Here is a 16,406-nt window from a genome sequence, read left to right as displayed (position 1 = left end):
GTGCATGAGAAGTTCACGCACCCCGCTCGACGCCGCCACCGCCGTCCTGCAGCACCCCGTCCTGCCCGCCGGAAGCGACGAACGCTTCGTCGGCTTTGGCGTGATGGGCCTCCCGTTCGCCAGCGGACATTACCTGGCGCTGCGGCAGTTTCCGGCGACGTCGTTCTCGCCCGGCTATCGATCGGTGTGGCATCGAGACCCCGACGGTGTCTGGACGTTTTACGCGACGACGCCCGGGCCGCAGAGCTGCGCCCGGTTCTTCAGCGCGGCCACCCCGCACGACGCGGTCCAATGCGACATCGACGTCGCGTGGGTCACCCCGTGGTCGCTGTTCGTGCAGATCCCGAATTTGCTTGCCTGGCAGGTGGATATCCGCGCCACCACGTCGACGCGAGTGATGAGCGCGGTCGGCGGACGGTTGCCGGCGCGGGCCTGGACCAACCGGGCGGCCCTGGCTGTGCTCGGTCGAGTCGCCGGCCCGACCTTGCGCGCCGGCCGGGTCCGGCTGTCCGGAATCGCGCCCAATGGCCAGCGATTCATGATCGCGCCCACGCGGGTGTGGGCGGTAGCCAGCTCGCGCGCGGTGCTGAGCGACGTCGACCTGGGACCGGTGGGACCGCTACAGCGGCAGGCGAGCCTGGGTGGCTTCCGGCCGCCGCAACGCGGCGTGTTCGCGGTGGGCTCCGGGCATTTCGAGACGTTCGACGCGGCCCGCCATCAAATCGTGCGGCGCACTATTCCAATTGGATGACCCCGCGGCGATTAGCTGGGCACAATGAACCTCATGTCGGCGCCTGAATTACCCACCCGCGCGGAGTTGCTGGCGGCGTTGTCGGTGGCGATCGACCTCGGCCTCGGCCAGCCCGCCGAGCACATGCTGCGCGCGGCGCTTATCGCGACCAGGCTGGCCGACCGGCTCGGCCTGGACGGCGACCAGCGCGACTGCGCCTACTACACCACCCTGATCATGTGGATCGGCTGCCACGCGGACTCCCACGAATATGCGCGATGGTTCGGCGACGACATCGCCGTGCGCCACGACTCGTATCTGATCGACTGGTCCGGCATCCCGTACCTGCGCTTCCTGGCGAGCAACGTGGGGCGCGGCCAGCCCCTGGCACACCGGCTGAGCGTGATGGCGACGTTGTTCGCCAACGCGCGCGGTCACATCTCACGACTGATCCACTCGCACTGCGCGTCGGCGGCGCTGCTGGCGGACCGAATTGGCTTGGGCCCCAACGTGCAAGCCGCACTAGCATTCGCTTTCGAGCGCTACGACGGCGGTGGGCTGCCCGCCGGGGCGCGGGGGGACGACATCCCGATCCAGATGCGCATCGCCCAGATCGCCGACACGGTCGAGGTGCATCACCGCACCTTCGGCGTTGCGGGGGCGGTGGCCATGGTGAGCGGCCGACGCGGCGGCCAGTTCGATCCGCGGGTGGCCGACGCCTTCCTACGCGACGCCGACGCGATCCTGTCCGGCCCTCCCGCGGGTGATGCGTGGGCGGCCGCATTGCGCGAGGCGCCCGATCGCCATCGACGGCTCGACGACCAGTCGCTGGACACCTTGCTCCTCGCGCTGGGCGACTTCGTCGACCTGAAATGTCCTTTCACTCTTGGTCATTCGCGCGCCGTGGCTGATCTTGCCGGACAGGCCGCGCAGGCAGCCGGTCTTGAGCGCGACGCGGTCGCGCTGACCCGGCGCGCCGGCCACGTCCACGATCTGGGCCGCATCGGGGTGTCGAATCGAATCTGGTCGCGGCCGGGGCCGTTGAGCGCATCGGAGTTCGAGCGGGTACGGCTGCATCCGTATCTCACGGTGCGCATCCTCAACCAGGTGCCCGGGCTTATTCGGCTGGCGGAGGTCGCCGGCAATCACCACGAATGCCTCGACGGGTCGGGCTACCCGCGCGGCGTGACCGCCACCGCGCTCGGCCTGCCGGACCGCATCCTGGCCGCCGCGGTCTGTTACCAGTCCGCCTGCGAGCCAAGGCCGTATCGAGAACAGCTGTCACCGGCCGCGGCCGCGCGCCGGTTGCGGGGCCGGGTACGGGCCGGCGAGCTCGACCCGGTCGCCGTCGAAGTGGTGCTGCAGGCGGCGGGACAACCCGCGCAGCGGACGGCCGCGCGACCGGACGGGCTGACCCCACGCGAGATCGAAGTCCTGTGTCTGGTCGCTCGTGGCGCGTCGAACAAGCAGATCGCGGCGTCGCTGGTGATCAGCGAGAAGACCGCCCGCAACCATGTCGAGCGAACGTACGCCAAGATCGGCGTGTCCAACCGCATCGGCGCCAGCATGTACGCCCTGCAGCACGGGCTGGTGCACACCGGACAATGAGGCAATCGCCCCATGTTCTTCCGGGCCGATGAGGCGCACAATCAGCTAATGAAGCGTTACCTGACGGTCGGCTACGGCGCGGCCGCTTATCTGCTCTTTCTCGCCGTATTCCTCTATCTCGTCGCGTTCCTGGGCAACTTCTGGGTGCCGCGAACGGTCGATCATGGGCTCTCGGCGCCCATCGGTCAGGCGGTGTTGATCAACATGATCCTGCTCGGTGCCTTCGGCCTGCAGCACAGCGTCATGGCGCGGCCGGGATTCAAGGCGCGGTGGACGCGGCTGGTGCCGCCGTCGATCGAGCGCAGCACCTACGTGATGCTGTCCAACGTCGTGCTGGTGCTGCTTTATTGGCAATGGCGAACGATGCCGGCCGTCATTTGGGAAGTCGAGCTGCCGGCCGGGCGCCTGGCGCTGTGGACGTTGTTCTGGCTCGGCTGGGCCGTCGCGCTGGCGTCGACGTTCATGATCAACCATTTCGACCTGTTCGGGCTCCGGCAGGTGTATTTGGCCTGGCGCGCAAAGCCTTATACCAACCTCGATTTCCGCGTTCGGTTCCTTTACCGCCTGGTGCGGCACCCGCTGATGCTCGGCTTCGTCATCGCGTTCTGGGCGGTGCCCACCATGACGGCCGGACAGCTGCTCTTCTCCGTCGCGATGACGGGCTACATCCTGATCGCCACGCGATTTGAAGAGCGCGACCTGGTGGCCGCGCTGGGCGATGAGTACCGCGACTACCGACGACAGGTGCCGATGCTGCTGCCGCTGGGGCGACGGTCGCGCGGTCGCCCCACCCAACCGGCCGAGCTGCACTAGCTTTCGGGCGGCAAGAAGATTCGCGACCGGCGACCGCCGCGCCGGGCGACCTGTCAGGATTGACGTATGGATGTCAAGGAGGTGTTGCTCCCCGGGGTCGGTCTTCGCTACGAATTCACCGATCAGAAGGGCGACCGCATCGGCATCATCGCGCGGCGCAGCGGCGATTTCGACGTCGTCGTGTATGCGCGCGAAGATCCGGACGAGGCCCGGCCGCTGCTTCACCTCAACGATCAGGAGGCCGAGGCCGTGGCCCAGATCCTGGGGGCGCCGCGGATCGCCGAGCGGTTCACCGAGCTGGCCCGCGAAATCCCCGGACTCGAGACGGGGCAGGTGCACATCCTGGCCGGCAGCCCCTTCGTGGATCACCCGCTGGGAGACACGCGGGCGCGCACCCGCACCGGCGCGTCCATCGTGGCGATCGTGCGCAATGAGGAAGTGCTCGCCTCGCCCGGGCCCGCCGAGATGCTGCACGCCCAAGACGTTCTGATCGTCATCGGCACCGAAAACGGCATCGCGGGCGTCGAGAAAATAATCGACAAAGGCTGAGCGGGTGCAGATTTCGGGGACGCTGCTGTTGCAACTCGGCGCCCTCCTGGCCACCCTGGCCGTATTGGGCGCCGCCGCACGGCGATTCGCGTTGTCGCCCATACCCGTGTACCTGCTGGCGGGCCTCGCCCTGGGCAACGGCGGCATCCTGCCCATGGCCGCCGGCGGGCAGTTCATCACCACCAGCGCACCCATCGGCGTCGTGTTGCTGCTGCTCACCCTGGGCTGCGAGTTCTCCGCCGCGGAATTCTCCAGCAGCATGCGCCACCACCTGCCATCCGCGGGCGTCGACATCGTGCTCAACGCCGCGCCCGGCGCGATCGCCGGCTGGCTGCTGGGACTGGACGGCGTGGCCGTCCTATGCCTGGCCGGCGTCACCTACATCTCCTCGTCGGGCGTCATCGCGCGGCTGCTGGAGGACCTGCGCCGGCTCGGCAACCGGGAGACCCCGGCGGTGTTGTCGGTGCTGGTGCTCGAAGATTTCGCGATGGCCGCCTACCTGCCGCTGTTCGCGGTCCTGGCCTCGGGTGGCGGATGGCTGCACGCCATCGGCGGCATGGTCGTGGCGGTGGGCGCTCTGATGGCGGCGTTCGCCGTGTCCTACCGATGGGGCCACCACATGGACCGGCTGGTGGAACACCCCGACTCCGAACAGCTCATGCTGCGGGTGCTGGGCATCACCCTGATCGTGGCGGCCATGGCCGAGTCACTGCATGCCTCGGCCGCGGTCGGTGCTTTCCTGGTCGGCCTCACCCTGACCGGCGAGACCGCCGAGCGGGCGCGCCAGGTGCTGGGGCCGCTGCGCGACCTGTTCGCCGCCATCTTCTTCCTGGCGATCGGCTACTCGGTGGACCCGCACGAATTGGTTCCGATGCTGCCGGCGGCGCTGATCCTGGCGGCGGTGACGGCGGCGACCAAGGTGGCCACCGGGATGCTCGCCGCCCGGCACGACGGGGTGGCGCGGCGCGGGCAGCTGCGGGCGGGCACCGCGCTGATCGCCCGCGGTGAGTTCTCGTTGATCATCATCGGGTTGGCGGGCAAGTCGCTTCCCGCCGTCGCCGCGCTGGCGACGTCCTACGTTTTCATCATGGCGATCGCGGGCCCAGTCCTGGCCCGTTACACCGGCGGCCCGCGGGCGGCCGGCGCCGCACCGGCGACCTGACCGGGTGGCTGCCGTCACCCGATGTGCAGGGCCACCACCATCCACCGGGTTCCGCCCGCAGCGGCGACCTGCTCGACCCGGCAGGCGATCGCGTGCATCCGGTTACCGCGGCTGTAGGAACCGAAGACCTCGGCCGCCGAATCCGGCTCACGGTGACCGGCCGGCTGCAGCCGCATGCGGCGCAACACGGCGGCGTCGCGATTGCGGCTCGCGGCCGAACGGCCAACCGCGGCCACCGAATCCACCAGGCTCGGCGCCAGCAGCGGATTCAACTGGGCGGCGGGACGACGGCGGTCGATGACCTCGAGCACCCGGCGCAGCGCGGCGTCGGCGAAGACGGCCGCCTGACGCAGCCGCGGGGACATGACCGCGCCCGGATCCGGTGCCGGTGCCCTGCTGGGCTGCCCGGTATAGGGCCGCGGCGGTGCGTGGCTGCTGCGCCGTCGCAGCGTGGGTCGCGACGGCTGCCGGCACGGCGTGGCGGTGTGCGGCACGTCCTGCGTCGGTGGCTCGTAATCGGCGACTGGTATGACGGTGAAAGCGTCAGATGGATTCGCAACGGGACTACTGTTCAACGCGCACTCTCCAACTCTTCGGCCGGACCATCAAGCCTGCTGGAGAGGGGCAGACAGCGGTTAGTCAGTGGTCATCATGGCACAACTCGGCCGCACGCGTACCCACGCTGACTTGGTGCACGGCCACACGATTACCGTGGGCGGGACATCGGGCCCCAGGGGTCCAGGGGCCCCGCGCGCATGGGCGACGAACTGACCAGGAGGACAGCGCCGCATGGTGACTCGCTTGTCCCCGTCGGATGCGTCGTTCTACCGGTTGGAGAACACTGCGACCCCCATGTACGTCGGATCGCTGTCGATCCTGCGCCGGCCCCGTGCCGGCTTGAGCTACGAGACGCTCCTGGCCACCGTCGAGGAGCGGCTACCGCAGATACCGCGCTACCGGCAGAAGGTGCGGGAGGTGCGGGTCGGCACGGCTCGGCCAGTGTGGCTGGACGACAACGACTTCGACATCACCTATCACGTGCGGCGCTCGGCGTTGCCCTCTCCGGGCAGTGACGAGCAACTGCACGAGCTGATCGCGCGGCTGGCCGCGCGGCCGCTCGACAAGTCGCGCCCGCTCTGGGAGATGTATTTGGTCGAAGGTTTGTCCCAGAACCGGTTGGCCCTTTACACCAAGTCGCATCAAGCGCTGATCAACGGCATGTCGGCGCTGGAGATCAACCACGTGATCGGCGATCGGAAGAAGCGGCCGCCACCGTTTCCCGAGGACATCTGGATACCGGAGCGCGACCCGGGCAACACCCGGCTGGTGTTGGGCGCGATCAGTGAATGGGTCACGGGTCCGGGCGCCCAGCTGCAGGCCGTCGGGTCGATGATCGGCGGTCTGGTGACCAACCACACGGAGCTTCTCGACGCCGGCCGCCGGGCCGTCGACCTGGTGCGCACCATGGCCAGGGGGACCGCGCCCAGCAGCCCGCTCAACGCCACCGTGTCGCGGCACCGGCGCTTCACGGTCGCGCGGGGCAGGCTCGAGGACTACCGCGCCGTGCGCGCGCGCTACGACTGCGACGTCAACGACGTGGTCCTCGCGGTCATCGCCGGCGCGCTGGGGAACTGGCTGATGTCAAGGGGGGTGGCGGTGTCGTCGACCGCGACGGTGCGCGCGATGGCGCCGCTGCCGGTTTACGACGACGGCGACCTCGACGCGAGCGGTCCCGGTCAGGCGATCAGCCAGGTGATGCCGTTCCTCGTCGACCTGCCGGTGGGGGAGCCCAACGCCGTGGTGCGGCTGTCGCAGATCGCGCACGCGACCGAGTCGAATCCGACGGCCGCCCAGCTGGTGGACGCCAGGACCATCGTCACCCTGTCGGGTTTCGCCCCGCCAACCCTGCACGGCATGGGCATTCGGGTGGCGACCAGTTTCCCCAGCTTCTCCAAGCGCACGTTCAACTTGTTGATCACCAACGTGCCCGGTGCCCAGTCGCAGATGTACATCGCCGGCACCAAATTGCTGGAGACCTACGCGGTTCCGCCCCTGCTGCACAACCAGGCACTGGCCATCGGCGTGACGTCGTACAACGGCGAGCTGTACTACGGAATCAACGCCGACCGCGAAGCCATGAGCGATGTCGACCTGCTGCCCGGGCTGCTGAACCAAGCGCTGGAAGAACTGCTCGAGGCGTCCCGGTCCTAGACGGCGGTGAAAACCCCTGCGTGGCGCTATCATTCGTTGCTGTGAGCACCGTGAAGAGTGACCGCGCGCCGAACAAGAAGAAGTCGTCTTCCCGGGCCGTCGCCAAGATCTCCGACGACGTCTACGAAGCCGAATTGTTCCGGCTGCAAACGGAATTGGTGAAGCTGCAGGAGTGGGTGCGGCAATCCGGGGCGCGGCTGGTGGTGTTGTTCGAGGGCCGCGACGCCGCGGGCAAGGGCGGTGCCATCAAACGGATTACCGAATACCTCAGCCCTCGAATCGCACGCGTCGCCGCACTGCCGGCGCCCTCGGATCGTGAACGGGGGCAGTGGTATTACCAGCGCTACATCGCCCACTTGCCCAGCAAGGGCGAGATCGTGCTCTTCGACCGGTCCTGGTACAACCGGGCGGGCATCGAGAAGGTCATGGGATTCTGTACGCCGCAGGAGCATGCGCTGTTCATGCGGCAGACGCCGATCTTCGAGCAGATGCTGATCGACGACGGGATATTGCTGCGCAAGTATTGGTTCTCGGTCTCCGAGGACGAACAGCTGCGCCGGTTCAAGTCTCGGCTGAACGACCCGGTCCGGCGATGGAAGTTGTCCCCGATCGACCTCGAATCGGTATACCGGTGGGAGGACTATTCACGAGCCAAGGACGAGATGATGGTGCACACCGACACCCCGGAAAGTCCGTGGTATGTCGTGGAATCCGACATCAAGAAGCACGCGCGATTGAACATGATGGCCCATTTGTTGTCCACCGTCCCTTACCACGACGTCGAGACTCCCAAGGTCGAGCTGCCGGAGCGTCCCGTCGTCAGCGGTAACTACCAGCGCCCGCCGCGCGAGTTGTCGACCTACGTCGACGACTACGCGGCCACGCTCGTCTAGGCGCAGCCATGACGGTCGTCTATATCCCCGCCACGCTGCCCATGTTGGCCCAGCTCGTCGCCGACGGCTCGCTGCGCCCGGTCAACGGCACCGCGTTCGCACTGACGCCGAGGTTGCGCGAGGCCTACGCCGAGGGCGACGACGAGGAGCTCGCCGACGTGGCGCTGCGCGAGGCGGCGCTGGCGTCGCTGCGGCTGCTGGCCGCCCGGGAAACGGAAGCGGCGGAGGGCAGCGGCGCGTCATCGGAGTCCCTGCGGCCGCGGCGCGCGGTGCTGGCCGCCGAGGTCGACGACGTCACGTACCGCCCCGACCTCGACGACGCGGTGGTCCGGCTGTCGGGGCCGGTGCCGATCGACGACGTGATCGCCGCCTACGTCGACAACGCCGGGGCCGAACCGGCGGTGGCGAAGGCCATCGAGGCCGTCGACGCTGCCGACCTGGGCGATGAGGACGCCGACCTGATCGTCGGCGACGCGCAAGACCACGATCTGGCCTGGTACGCCAACCAGGAGCTGCCATTCCTGCTGGAGCTGATGTGACGCCGAATGTGAGGCGCTCCACTCGCCAGCGCTAGCTACGACACCGTAGGTTACGGTACCGTAGGTTTCGTGAAGCGCAGAGAATGGATCACAATGTGAGCGCAAACCAGACGACACATCGTGAGCAGGAGCTTCCCCTGGGCAGACGTAACCCATCGATCACGGGCAACGTCGTCGACACCAAGCGACCTGTTGTCGCCGGCGCGGACCGGCACCCCGGCTGGCACGCGCTGCGCAAGCTGGCCGCTCGCATCACCACGCCGCTGCTGCCGGATGACTATCTGCATTTGGCCAACCCGCTCTGGTCGGCGCGCGAACTGCGGGGACGGATCCTGCAGGTGCGCCGAGAGACGGAAGATTCAGCGACCCTGGTCATCAAGCCGGGCTGGGGCTTCAACTTCGACTACCAGCCGGGCCAGTACATCGGCATCGGGCTGCTGATGGACGGGCGCTGGCGCTGGCGGTCGTATTCGCTCACCTCGGCTCCGGCCGGCGGGGACGCGGGCTCCGGTTCGGCGCGCACCGTGACCATCACCGTGAAGGCGATGCCGGAGGGGTTCCTGTCGTCGCACCTGGTGGCCGGCGTCGAGCCGGGCACCATCGTCCGGCTCGCCGCCCCACAGGGCAACTTCGTGCTGCCCGACCCGGCGCCCGGGTCGATCCTGTTCCTCACCGCCGGATCCGGGATCACCCCGGTGATGTCGATGCTGCGAACACTGGTGCGCCGCAACCAGATTGGTGACATCGCTCACGTGCACTCGGCGCCCACGCACTCCGACGTGATGTTCCGGACCGAATTGGCCGCGCTGGCCGCCGAGCATCCCGGTTATCGGATGCAGCTGCGCGAGACGCGCACCCAGGGTCGACTCGACCTGTCCGTGCTGGATCGGGAGGTGCCGGACTGGCGCGACCGCCAGACCTGGGCCTGCGGGCCGGAAGGCATGCTCACCGAGGCCGAGCGCGTGTGGTCGGCAGCGGGCGTCGGCGAGCGCCTGCACCTCGAACGGTTCGCGGTGTCCAGGGCCGCACCCGCCGGCGCCGGGGGAACGGTTACCTTCGCCCAAAGCGGACGCAGCGTAGCCGCCGATGCGGCGACGTCGCTGATGGACGCCGGCGAGGGCGTAGGGGTGCAGATGCCCTTCGGCTGCCGCATGGGGATCTGCCAGTCGTGCGTGGTGAGCCTGATGGAGGGTCACGTGCGTGATCTGCGCACCGGCCAGCAGCACGACCCCGGGACTCGGGTGCAGACCTGTGTGTCCGCGGCTTCGGGCGATTGCGTGCTCGACATTTAAAGGTTACTCACAGGTAACCTACGACGTCGTAGGTTACGATAGCGTAGGTCTAGAGAGTTATGACCAAACAATCGACCGCAGGGAGATGACGACGATGGCGATCACAGACGTCGACGTATTCGCCCATCTGACGGACACCGATATCGAAAGCCTGGCCGTTGAGCTCGACGCCATTCGGCAGGACGTGGAAGACTCACGCGGCGAGCGGGACGCTCGCTACATCCGCCGCACCATCGCGGCCCAGCGCGCGCTTGAGGTGACCGGCCGGCTGCTGCTGGCCGCCAGCTCGCGGCGTTCGGCCTGGTGGGCGGGGACGGTGACCCTGGGCGTGGCCAAGATCGTCGAGAACATGGAGATCGGCCACAACGTCATGCACGGCCAGTGGGACTGGATGAACGACCCCGAGATTCACTCCTCGACGTGGGAGTGGGACATGAGCGGATCGTCCAAGCACTGGCGCTACACGCACAACTTCGTGCACCACAAGTACACGAACATTCTCGGCATGGACGATGATGTCGGCTACGGCTTGCTGCGCGTCACCCGCGACCAGAATTGGAAGCGCTTCAACGTCTTCAACCTGGTGTACAACACGCTGCTCGCGCTCCTCTTCGAATGGGGCGTCGGCTTGCAGCATGTGGAGCTCGGCAAGATGGTGAAGAAGCGCATGGAGCAGGACGAGGCCCGGCAAAGGACAGAAGAGTTCCTGGCCAAGGCCGGCCGCCAGGTGCTCAAGGACTATGTCGCCTTCCCGGCGCTGACGTCGTTGTCGCCCGGCGCCACCTACATGTCCACGTTGAAGGCCAACGCCCTTGCCAACGTGATTCGCAACGTGTGGGCCAACGCGGTGATCTTCTGCGGCCATTTCCCCGACGGCGCAGAGAAATTCACCAAGACCGACATGATCGGCGAGACCAAGGGCCAGTGGTATTTGCGTCAGATGCTAGGTAGCGCCAACTTCGAGGCGGGCCCCGCTCTGCGCTTCATGAGCGGCAACCTGTGCCACCAGATCGAGCACCACCTGTACCCGGACCTGCCGAGCAACCGGCTGCACGAGATCTCGGTGCGGGTGCGACAGGTCTGCGACAAGTACGACTTGCCTTACACCACAGGCTCTTTCCTGCTTCAGTACGCCAAGACCTGGCGCACGCTGGCCAAGCTCTCGCTGCCGAACAAGTACCTGCGCGACGACGCCGACAACGCACCGGAGACTCGCAGCGAGCGGATGTTCGCCGAGCTCGAACCCGGCTACCTGGGCACCGATCCGGCGACCGGCCGCCGACGCGGTCTGAAGTCCGCGATCGCCGCAGTGCGCGGTTGGCGGCGTGGGAAGCAGGCGGCAGCGGCCCGCCGGGCCGACGACGACCTGGCCGCCTAACTGCCCGTTGGCTTTTCGGGCCTGTCGTATGGAAGTCCTGCCGGCAAAAGAAGCTGAGCGGGTCGGCGCAGTCGTCAGGGGTGTGCGACGAGATAGGTCTCGTTGTTCAGGTCGGCGGTGAGTCCCTCGACATCGAAGGGGCGATCGAGCCGTGCGTGCAACGCCTTCGGATCGATCAGCAAGCTTATTTCTGCGATTTGACGGGCGAAGAGTCGTCCGATGAGTGGATAGATTCGGCGCATGATCGCCCGCTCCACGGATGTGCAGCGCGACGCGCAATAACCGACGTGGCCGATTTCGTCGGTGAGGATTTCGCTGTAGAGCAGTGCGATTCGTTCGGCGACCTGTGGTTCGTCGGCGAAAAGCCTGCCGCCGGCGCGGCGTAGTTCGTCGAACAAAATGCATCCCGCCATCTCCGCGGCTCCGACGAACATGAAACCGAGCCGTTCAGGCAGGAATACGTTCGCTTTGACGAACTGGCGTATGACGAAGGGCGGTGGGACGACCTGGAAGGTCAGATCGAAGACGTCTAGCGCGTAGGCCAGCAACCGGGTGTGGTAGTGCTCTTCCAGCTCGAGGTAGACGCGCTCGGGCGGCACGCTCTCGTCGCTGTTGCGGCCGTAGGTTTCACCTAGCCCCACGCCGAATCGCTCCGCCTGATTCAGCTTCGCGGTTGCCAACAGGAAGAGCATCTTGTCATCCAGGCCGGCTTCTGGTCGCCGGCGGCGCAGGTTGCGCAGGAAGGTCGCTCGGTCGGCGGGATGGGCCGACTGGACGGGATTGGATTGTATGTCGCTGAAAAACTGCTCGCGATTGACCAGCCGTCGGTTGAGCAGATCGGCTTCGCCGTCACGCTTGGCCAGGAAGTCCCGGTAGCCCTCGATTCCGGTCCGGCTCATAGCTTCTCCATTCCTTTGACAATCGTTGTCACATAACGGCTTAACAGCGCGGCATCATGGGCCCCCGTGGCCAGCAGCGCGAAGAGTCCGGTGAGGAAGAACGTCGCGAGTTCGGCCGCGTCGACGCCGGAGCCGACCTGCTCGGCATCTTGGGCCCGACTGATAGTTCCCACCAGAAATTGCCCCAACGGGTGCTGCGTGAACTCGTCTTCTACCGGACGGGTTGAGGAGAAATGCAATCCGAGCATGTCCCGAAAAACCGCTTCGCCCAAGCGGCTTTCGGCGCTGAGCACGTGATGCACCAGCTGGGTGAGCACCGATGCCAGATCGCCCGTGGCGTCGCCGAGTTCGCTGATGATCCGCATCTCCTCGACGCGCTCCACCTCGATGAGCACGTGCTCCTTGGTCGGGAAGTGAAAATAGAACGTCCCCCGGGCTACACCCGCATCGGCGACGATCGCGCTGACATCGGCGGCGGCCACGCCGCGCCGCGAGATCTCGGCCAGCGCCGCGTCGAACAAGCGCGCACGGGTTTCCAACCGGCGCGTTTCGCGGATGCCCCCGGCCGGCGAGCCGGTCGGGGATGGCGCCCGTGATGACTCCATGCAGGCACCGTACACCCCTCGCTGACAATCGTCAATGACGATCGTCAGCGAGGAATAGGTGGCCAAACTGATGTTCGCCGGCCGCCAAGCCTTCCCGCCCCGTCCCTGATCATCGAAGTCAGCCAGCGCGTAGATAGGCCCCCGACTTTGCCCCAATTAAGTGAATTCCAGCCAGGTTGCGTGAGGGCAAATCGAAGCGCACCGCGCTCGCGCAGCCGCCCGCTTGACGAGCCAAACGCCGGTTTCGCGTAGTCGATTACTCTATCGGCCGCCGCGGCGCCGGGCACAGACCTGTTGCCGGTGCAAGGAAAGGTGGTCCGATGTCCGCGTTCCAGCATCCACCGATAGAAACCTGCGACGTTTGCATCGTGGGAGCAGGCACCCAGCGCCACAACGTAACTGGGTGAAGTAGGCCCGGTCGCTCGCCCACCGGTGACCGATCGCGATCGTACCGTCGCGGCCGTCGAAGTTGGCCAGATCGGGCGGTGTCGTGACCGCGTCACGTCTGCCCGTGAAGAAGCGGCGGTCGAGCTATAGTGAATCAAAAGTAGACGTTCGTATACTTTTGTCTCGGCCCCGACATGCTTGGAGTGGCTACGAAAGGACTTTCCGTGAGCTTCAGCGACGACGAAATCGCCTTCATGAACAGCCAGCGACTGGCACGGGTTGCCACCGTCAGTGATGACGGCCAACCCGACGTGGTCCCAGTCGGATTCGAGTTCGACGGCACCTACATCAACATCGGCGGTTATCAGCCGTCGAAAACCCGACGGCACAATAACGTTCTGGCCGGCAACCACAAGGTCGCTCTGGTCATCGACGACTTGGTGTCCACGCAACCGTGGAGTCCGCGTTTTCTTCGCGTGTACGGCACGGCGGAAGTGGTGGACGGTGACCAACCGTATTTGCGCGTGACGCCGAAGATTTCGTGGAGTTGGAACCTCAGCGGTCAACCGCTACGACATGACGAATCATTCGTGCCACCCAAACGCACCGTCCACTAGGCGGTGTGCTCGACCTAGGAAATGCCATGACCTTCAATACCCCCAACGGCACCCACGGTGCCCGTCAGCCTCGCGCCGGCCTGTTGATGCGTTGGTTCAACGGTTGGAACATGAAACGCATCCGTCAAAAAGGCGGCAAGGTGATGGGAATGGACGCGCTGGTCTTGACCACCATCGGTCGCAAGAGCGGGGCGCAGCGCAGTACACCCGTTGCGTACTTCCCGGATGGTGATGATGCGTGGCTGGTGGTGGCGTCCGCCAACGGGGCGGCCAACAATCCCGCCTGGTACTACAACATTGCTGCGCACCCTGACCGAGTACGAGTTGAATTGTCCGGCCGCAAAGTAACTGTCGGCGCTCAGCAGCTCCACGGAGAAGCACGCGAGGACGCGTGGCGGCGCATCAAGGAAACGTTGCCGCGTTTCGCTAAGTACGAACAGCAGACAGATCGCGAACTTCCGGTCATTAGGCTGCGAGCACGCTCGGCGACGGACAGCGAGTGAGCGACGCCGGTCAGGCCCAGGATTCCGCGGGGGCGCCCGGGGCGGAGCGCAAAGGCCAGCGCACTCGGCGTCAGATACTCGAGGCGGCGCGCGCAGTGTTCGGCGACGTTGGATACGAACGCGCCACGATTCGCGGCATCGCGGCCGCTGCGGGCGTCGACAAGTCTTCGGTCATCAAGTATTTCGGCACCAAGCAAATGCTTTTCGAAGAAGCAGCCACCTGGACAATCCCGATCGAGGATGTCGTCTCTGGCGAGCCATTCCAAATAGCAGAGAACCTGGCACGCGGAATGCTCGCCGCCTGGGCCGCCGACCCGAACAGTCCGATGGCTGTGCTGCTGCGTGCCAGCATGACAAGCGAGGAAGCCGCCAACCTTCTGCGGACTCACATAACGTCACACGCGGTCAGCGCCATCGCCAAAACAATCGACGCGCCTGACGCACGCCTTCGCGCGGCGTTGATCGGAGCGATGCTCATGGGAGTGGCCAGCCAGCGTTATCTCTTACAAATGCCAGATCTAGTTGACGTCGACACTGAGCACCTGCTGCGGCTGGTGACCCCGGCTTTATGCGCGATAATCGACCCAACCGATTGCCCGCGACTAGTCAGATGAGGAGCCGCCGGTCACCTTTTGGGCCAGCGCCGCCAGCTTCTCGTCGAGTTTTTGTGCGGCGCTGAGCAATTCGGGATTGGGATTCACCACCATCAGCGACGACGGCTTGACGTAGGTCAGGCTGCTGTGGCCCTCGCCCTCGTCGGCGAGTAGCAGCTCCACCGGGGCGAACAAGCCGGCCTTGACGTCGTGGCGCAGCATGGTGATCGCTATCAGCGGATTACCGAGAATGACGCGTATCGTCTTGCGGTCGATGCCGGCCTTAATGACCCAGGCGCCATGGTCGAATAGACCGAACAGCATGAATCCGCTTGGCCCGACGTGAGATTCGATGCGCTCCCGATACGACTGCCAGTCACCGGTGGCCGTCGCGATGTCGTTGATCGGCACCGGCTGCTCGCCGATGTCGGCGAGCAATGCGGCACGCAGTTCGTCGTAGCTCTTGGCGCTGTCGTAGCGCACTCTGACGCCGTCGAAGCGGGTCTCGCGTCGGTCGGAGGCGGTCATCATTGGCTACAGCTTGCCTTGCCGCTGGTCCTCGCCGATTTTGAGTATCGGAGTCCGATTCTCCGGCTGGATCCGCTCCCAAAGGCCGCCGCCACCCAGCTCTCGCGCAAGTTGATCTTGGCGCCTGAACCACTCCTCGGCACTCCTGATCCGGTTCGGGTGGATCTCATCGAGCAGCGCATAATCCCGTTTGACTACTCGGTGTTTCCACAGATTCCAGAAACCGGTGAAGTTGTCGCGTACGTTCATGGTGCTCTTGTCTTTGCGGTCGGCGTTGTACCCGGCGGGCGCGTCGGCGATGACGCTGAGTGGACCGTTTCGCCAGTACGTGTCCAGGTCGGTGTCGACGTACCGCGCCGGATGCCCGGTGACCTTCTCGAACGCCGCGGCAAGATCGCCGTAGGCGATATCGTCGACAGCCACCTCGAGGTCCATGCCGTTCGCACGCTCGGGATGGTCGAAAAGCCAGCGCACGTAGTAACCGCAGTCCTCGAGCGACACGTGCGGCACCGCCCCGTCGCCGAGTGGAACACGCCACGTCAGGACGCCGTCCTCCACGGTGGGCGTCATTGGCGTACCCGGCGAGATCACCATCTCGATGTAGGGACCCGAGGTGAACAGCGCCGCGCCCATCCGATCGCGATTCACCTGATTTTGGAACAGGATCCACTCGCCAATGCGGCCCTTGCCGTCATAATGACCGGTGCGGAACCGAGAGTCGTATCCCGCCTTCTTCAGCCCGTAGTCGAGGTTTCCGTATACGAGAAACCTGACTCCTTCTTCGATGGCGATTTCGTAACTGCGGATTGCCCAGTAGGTCTCGCTCTTCTCGCCGGTGTTGAACCCGTCGATGTTGATGAAGGCTCCATCGCAACCGCGGAATCCCTCACGCAGCGTCGCTTCGTCAGCGAAGGACCCCTCCACGGCGGAGACGTTTTCCAGTTCGGACAATTCCTTGGCTCGCCGGCTGCCGACGTCGCGGGTGAGAAACCGAACCGAGTATTTCTTGTCGGCGACGAGCGCGCGGATGATGGGCATGCCCTGGGCTCCGGTGCCGCCGACGACGAAGATGTTCGAGGTGGTGTGAGGAGACATTGGC

General features: G+C 65.9%; 18 protein-coding genes. 13 read left to right on the top strand and 5 right to left on the bottom strand.

The features are described 5' to 3' along the window. The first annotated feature begins 4 nt into the window (after positions 1–4). The 5 genes from A5753_RS13075 (at position 5) to A5753_RS13055 (ending at position 4,862) form a co-directional block, all read left to right on the top strand. A complete protein-coding gene (locus A5753_RS13075; protein WP_067128511.1) occupies positions 5–751 on the top strand; it encodes a hypothetical protein in 747 nt (248 codons plus the stop codon). A gap of 33 nt (positions 752–784) precedes the next feature. After that, positions 785–2,338: an HD domain-containing phosphohydrolase gene (locus tag A5753_RS13070; protein ID WP_067128508.1), complete on the top strand. Its 1,554-nt coding sequence runs from the start codon at positions 785–787 to the stop codon at positions 2,336–2,338. Positions 2,339–2,386: 48 nt separating this feature from the next. Next, a complete protein-coding gene (gene mddA, locus A5753_RS13065; RefSeq protein WP_067128505.1) occupies positions 2,387–3,151 on the top strand; it encodes a methanethiol S-methyltransferase in 765 nt (254 codons plus the stop codon). A gap of 66 nt (positions 3,152–3,217) precedes the next feature. Beyond that, positions 3,218–3,700: a cation:proton antiporter regulatory subunit gene (locus A5753_RS13060; RefSeq protein WP_067128242.1), complete on the top strand. Its 483-nt coding sequence runs from the start codon at positions 3,218–3,220 to the stop codon at positions 3,698–3,700. 4 nt (positions 3,701–3,704) lie between these two features. After that, positions 3,705–4,862, top strand: a complete 1,158-nt coding sequence (locus tag A5753_RS13055) for a cation:proton antiporter (RefSeq protein WP_067128239.1) — start codon at positions 3,705–3,707, stop codon at positions 4,860–4,862. 14 nt (positions 4,863–4,876) lie between these two features. Here the strand turns inward: A5753_RS13055 and A5753_RS13050 are convergent, their stop codons facing one another. After that, complete coding sequence (locus A5753_RS13050; protein WP_231990071.1) at positions 4,877–5,437, bottom strand: Rv3235 family protein; 561 nt, start codon at positions 5,435–5,437, stop codon at positions 4,877–4,879. Positions 5,438–5,651: 214 nt separating this feature from the next. On the opposite strand from A5753_RS13050, the gene A5753_RS13045 reads away from it, so the two are divergent. The 5 genes from A5753_RS13045 to A5753_RS13025 all read left to right on the top strand — a co-directional run bounded on the left by A5753_RS13045 (position 5,652) and on the right by A5753_RS13025 (position 11,175). Continuing rightward, positions 5,652–7,073, top strand: a complete 1,422-nt coding sequence (locus A5753_RS13045; RefSeq protein ID WP_067128236.1) for a wax ester/triacylglycerol synthase family O-acyltransferase — start codon at positions 5,652–5,654, stop codon at positions 7,071–7,073. 41 nt (positions 7,074–7,114) lie between these two features. Continuing rightward, the gene (gene ppk2 / locus A5753_RS13040) at positions 7,115–7,966 is read left to right on the top strand and encodes a polyphosphate kinase 2 (RefSeq protein WP_067128233.1); all 852 of its coding nucleotides are present in this window, start codon (positions 7,115–7,117) and stop codon (positions 7,964–7,966) included. Between the two features lie 8 nt (positions 7,967–7,974). Beyond that, on the top strand, positions 7,975–8,505 hold the full coding sequence (locus A5753_RS13035) for a hypothetical protein (RefSeq protein WP_067128230.1): 531 nt from the start codon (positions 7,975–7,977) through the stop codon (positions 8,503–8,505). Positions 8,506–8,642: 137 nt separating this feature from the next. Further along, a complete protein-coding gene (locus tag A5753_RS13030) occupies positions 8,643–9,797 on the top strand; it encodes a ferredoxin reductase (RefSeq protein ID WP_067128499.1) in 1,155 nt (384 codons plus the stop codon). 94 nt (positions 9,798–9,891) lie between these two features. Then, positions 9,892–11,175 (top strand): fatty acid desaturase, encoded by a 1,284-nt coding sequence (locus A5753_RS13025; protein WP_067128496.1) that lies wholly within the window; start codon positions 9,892–9,894, stop codon positions 11,173–11,175. Between the two features lie 74 nt (positions 11,176–11,249). Here A5753_RS13025 and A5753_RS13020 read toward each other — a convergent pair whose 3' ends face one another. Continuing rightward, entirely contained in the window at positions 11,250–12,074 is an 825-nt protein-coding gene (locus A5753_RS13020; RefSeq protein WP_067128227.1) for a hypothetical protein, read from the bottom strand. Next, positions 12,071–12,679, bottom strand: a complete 609-nt coding sequence (locus tag A5753_RS13015; protein WP_067128224.1) for a TetR/AcrR family transcriptional regulator — start codon at positions 12,677–12,679, stop codon at positions 12,071–12,073. Before A5753_RS13015 ends, A5753_RS13020 begins: the two co-directional genes overlap by 4 nt. A gap of 611 nt (positions 12,680–13,290) precedes the next feature. On the opposite strand from A5753_RS13015, the gene A5753_RS13010 reads away from it, so the two are divergent. The 3 genes from A5753_RS13010 (at position 13,291) to A5753_RS13000 (ending at position 14,800) form a co-directional block, all read left to right on the top strand. Continuing rightward, positions 13,291–13,683: a PPOX class F420-dependent oxidoreductase gene (locus A5753_RS13010; RefSeq protein ID WP_067128221.1), complete on the top strand. Its 393-nt coding sequence runs from the start codon at positions 13,291–13,293 to the stop codon at positions 13,681–13,683. A gap of 26 nt (positions 13,684–13,709) precedes the next feature. Further along, a complete protein-coding gene (locus tag A5753_RS13005; RefSeq protein WP_231990070.1) occupies positions 13,710–14,186 on the top strand; it encodes a nitroreductase family deazaflavin-dependent oxidoreductase in 477 nt (158 codons plus the stop codon). 74 nt (positions 14,187–14,260) lie between these two features. Next, the gene (locus A5753_RS13000; RefSeq protein WP_369829314.1) at positions 14,261–14,800 is read left to right on the top strand and encodes a TetR family transcriptional regulator; all 540 of its coding nucleotides are present in this window, start codon (positions 14,261–14,263) and stop codon (positions 14,798–14,800) included. Here A5753_RS13000 and A5753_RS12995 read toward each other — a convergent pair. Both A5753_RS12995 and A5753_RS12990 read right to left on the bottom strand, forming a co-directional pair. Beyond that, the gene (locus A5753_RS12995) at positions 14,789–15,307 is read right to left on the bottom strand and encodes a DUF302 domain-containing protein (protein ID WP_067128488.1); all 519 of its coding nucleotides are present in this window, start codon (positions 15,305–15,307) and stop codon (positions 14,789–14,791) included. The two genes, A5753_RS13000 and A5753_RS12995, sit on opposite strands and share 12 nt — an antisense overlap. A 6-nt stretch (positions 15,308–15,313) precedes the next feature. Then, positions 15,314–16,402, bottom strand: a complete 1,089-nt coding sequence (locus tag A5753_RS12990; RefSeq protein WP_067128215.1) for an NmrA family NAD(P)-binding protein — start codon at positions 16,400–16,402, stop codon at positions 15,314–15,316. Positions 16,403–16,406: the final 4 nt, after the last annotated feature.

This window comes from Mycobacterium sp. 852002-51971_SCH5477799-a, assembly GCF_001667145.1.
Taxonomy (GTDB): Bacteria; Actinomycetota; Actinomycetes; order Mycobacteriales; family Mycobacteriaceae; genus Mycobacterium.
The sequence above is the reverse complement of the archived record's forward strand: the minus strand, read 5'-3'. Positions and strand labels throughout refer to the sequence as shown.

What these genes read in the sequence shown, in the direction of transcription:
- A5753_RS13075 (WP_067128511.1), top strand. Translation starts at nt 5, where the DNA reads ATGAGAAGTTCACGCACCCCGCTCGACGCCGCCACCGCCGTCCTGCAG.
- A5753_RS13070 (WP_067128508.1), top strand. Translation starts at nt 785, where the DNA reads ATGTCGGCGCCTGAATTACCCACCCGCGCGGAGTTGCTGGCGGCGTTG.
- mddA (WP_067128505.1), top strand. Translation starts at nt 2,387, where the DNA reads ATGAAGCGTTACCTGACGGTCGGCTACGGCGCGGCCGCTTATCTGCTC.
- A5753_RS13060 (WP_067128242.1), top strand. Translation starts at nt 3,218, where the DNA reads ATGGATGTCAAGGAGGTGTTGCTCCCCGGGGTCGGTCTTCGCTACGAA.
- A5753_RS13045 (WP_067128236.1), top strand. Translation starts at nt 5,652, where the DNA reads ATGGTGACTCGCTTGTCCCCGTCGGATGCGTCGTTCTACCGGTTGGAG.
- A5753_RS13035 (WP_067128230.1), top strand. Translation starts at nt 7,975, where the DNA reads ATGACGGTCGTCTATATCCCCGCCACGCTGCCCATGTTGGCCCAGCTC.
- A5753_RS13025 (WP_067128496.1), top strand. Translation starts at nt 9,892, where the DNA reads ATGGCGATCACAGACGTCGACGTATTCGCCCATCTGACGGACACCGAT.
- A5753_RS13020 (WP_067128227.1), bottom strand. Translation starts at nt 12,074, where the DNA reads ATGAGCCGGACCGGAATCGAGGGCTACCGGGACTTCCTGGCCAAGCGT.
- A5753_RS13015 (WP_067128224.1), bottom strand. Translation starts at nt 12,679, where the DNA reads ATGGAGTCATCACGGGCGCCATCCCCGACCGGCTCGCCGGCCGGGGGC.
- A5753_RS13005 (WP_231990070.1), top strand. Translation starts at nt 13,710, where the DNA reads ATGACCTTCAATACCCCCAACGGCACCCACGGTGCCCGTCAGCCTCGC.
- A5753_RS12995 (WP_067128488.1), bottom strand. Translation starts at nt 15,307, where the DNA reads ATGACCGCCTCCGACCGACGCGAGACCCGCTTCGACGGCGTCAGAGTG.
- A5753_RS12990 (WP_067128215.1), bottom strand. Translation starts at nt 16,402, where the DNA reads ATGTCTCCTCACACCACCTCGAACATCTTCGTCGTCGGCGGCACCGGA.